Source organism: Caballeronia sp. LZ024, from assembly GCF_031451455.1.
In the GTDB taxonomy this organism is placed as follows: Bacteria; Pseudomonadota; Gammaproteobacteria; order Burkholderiales; family Burkholderiaceae; genus Caballeronia; species Caballeronia telluris.
The window spans coordinates 1-462 of the sequence record NZ_JARUXL010000063.1 but is presented as its reverse complement, the minus strand read 5'-3'; the positions used below and the strand labels follow the sequence as shown (position 1 = coordinate 462).

Below are 462 nucleotides of genomic sequence, written 5' to 3'. Positions count from 1 at the left end.
TATCTGAAAGACATCATGACGCGGCTCCCTACACAGCCCGCCAGCCGGCTTGACGAGTTGCTGCCGCACCTCTGGCAGCCTCAGCTCCAACAGTAGGCTAACGTCGGCTGCCGAACCCCTGGGATCACCGGGCGCTTACCTTTTTCCTACAAGTGCTAACCGCCTGTCCCGTCGCGCCGAAGGATTATCACCGATCAGGCAAGCGTCGAAAACGTCTAGGTCAAATCCAGTGCCCGGCCGAACTCGATTGTGCCAACAACAGTCATCGGCCTACGCGTGAACGCAAGCGTCGCATTCATAGCTGCCATGATCCAAATGCACAAAAGCGTGCCTGTCGAGCTTCGGAGTACCACGACACCATAGCGTATGCGTCTCACGTCGGCCGTTCTCCGGGCAGCAGTGAACGGGGGTAATTTGGTTCCCATCAAATGTTTTGATGGGAACCAAAGTGGCCGAGATTGT

At 56.7% G+C, this 462-nt stretch carries 1 protein-coding gene; it reads left to right on the top strand.

From position 1 onward, the window contains the following. Positions 1-96: transposase domain-containing protein (locus QCE48_RS31760; RefSeq protein ID WP_309794514.1), on the top strand; the 96-nt coding region annotated here is incomplete at its 5' end. Positions 97-462 lie beyond the last annotated feature (366 nt).